Origin of the sequence: Paenarthrobacter sp. PH39-S1 (assembly GCF_030063245.1) — a bacterium.
Taxonomy (GTDB): Bacteria; Actinomycetota; Actinomycetes; order Actinomycetales; family Micrococcaceae; genus Arthrobacter_M.
In genome coordinates this window covers 1-1,287 of sequence record NZ_JASISR010000103.1, presented here as the reverse complement: position 1 = coordinate 1,287, position 1,287 = coordinate 1, and the positions used below count along the sequence as shown (strand labels likewise).

At 62.8% G+C, this 1,287-nt stretch carries 1 protein-coding gene and 1 pseudogene; both read left to right on the top strand.

Annotated features, from left to right (window positions below):
• The first annotated feature begins 86 nt into the window (after nt 1-86).
• Nucleotides 87-560 carry a ribose-5-phosphate isomerase gene (locus QMG52_RS21685; RefSeq protein WP_283562471.1) on the top strand — a complete coding sequence of 158 codons (474 nt, stop codon included), beginning with the start codon at nt 87-89 and terminating at the stop codon, nt 558-560.
• Nucleotides 561-679: 119 nt separating this feature from the next.
• A pseudogene (locus tag QMG52_RS21680) lies at nt 680-1,164 on the top strand (6-phosphofructokinase); the annotation flags it as partial.
• Between the last annotated feature and the right edge of the window lie 123 nt (nt 1,165-1,287).

The following is a 1,287-nucleotide window of genomic DNA, read 5'->3' as shown; positions in this document are numbered from 1 at the left end:
CATCGAGTCACTACGCGCAAACGGCCAACTCGCCTTCAACCCCAACAACACCGCACCCCGCCCCAATTAGCCTGAAAGACCCACTCATGCGCGTTCACATCGCAACCGACCACGCCGGCCTGGAACTCAGCTCCCACCTCATCACCGCACTGTCAGCCAAGGGCTACGAGATGGTAGACCACGGGCCCGCGGCCTACGACGCCGAGGACGACTACCCGGCATTCTGCATCAACGCCGCGTCCGCCGTCGTGGCCGACCAGGCCGCGGGCGTAGACGCCCTCGGGATAGTGCTGGGCGGCTCAGGCAACGGCGAGCAGATCTCCGCGAACAAGGTCAAAGGCGTGCGCGCGGCCCTAGCCTGGAACCTCGACACCGCCAAACTGGCTCGCGAACACAACGACGCCAACGTCGTGGCCGTGGGCGGGCGCCAGCACACCGTTAAGGGGGCCACCGAACTGATCAAGGCATTCCTGGCCGAACCGTTCAGCAACGCCGAGCGCCACGAGCGCCGCATCGGAAAGATCGCCAGCTACGAGGCTACCGGCGAGGTTGCCGAATAACTGGCGCTTCACTAAGCGGTTCGGCGCGGGCTCGTCAAAAAGGGAGTGGATTGTGGCAGGCCGAGAGTAGGGGCTCAACCCTACCGGCGTTCTATGCACCCAGAGAGGTAAGGGATCAGATGAGGATTGGCATTCTCACCTCGGGCGGTGACTGTCCAGGGCTGAACGCGGTCATCCGGGGAGCAGCACTGAAGAGCAGCCGCGTCCCAGGCAACGAGTTCGTTGGCTTCAAGTACGGTTGGCGAGGAGTCGTCAACGCCGGTCTCATGCACCTTGACCGGACTAGTGTCCGGGGTTTATCCAAGCAGGGAGGCACAATTTTTGGCTCATCTCGGACCAACCCATTCGAGGGACCCCGCGGAGGCCCAGAGAATATCTCGCGGGTGATCAAAGAGAACCGTATCGACGCGATCCTCGCAGTCGGTGGAGAGGGCACCCTAACGGCAGCCCGGAGGCTCGCGGAAGTGGGACTGCCCGTGGTAGGCGTGTGGAGATCGCCAGGGAAGCGGTGGACCGCATTCACACAACGGCGGAATCTCACCAGCGCTGCATCGTTGTGGAAGTCATGGGCCGCAACGCTGGCTGGATCGCGCTTCATGCCGGGGGTGTCTACTTAACTGTGTATTAAGGTTCCTGTTGGAGATGAGGAATTGCCATGACGGTTACCGAAGGACACGAGCAGCAGGGGGCTTCGTTTGGGGGGCCTGGGCCGGAGCCTGAGTCTGCC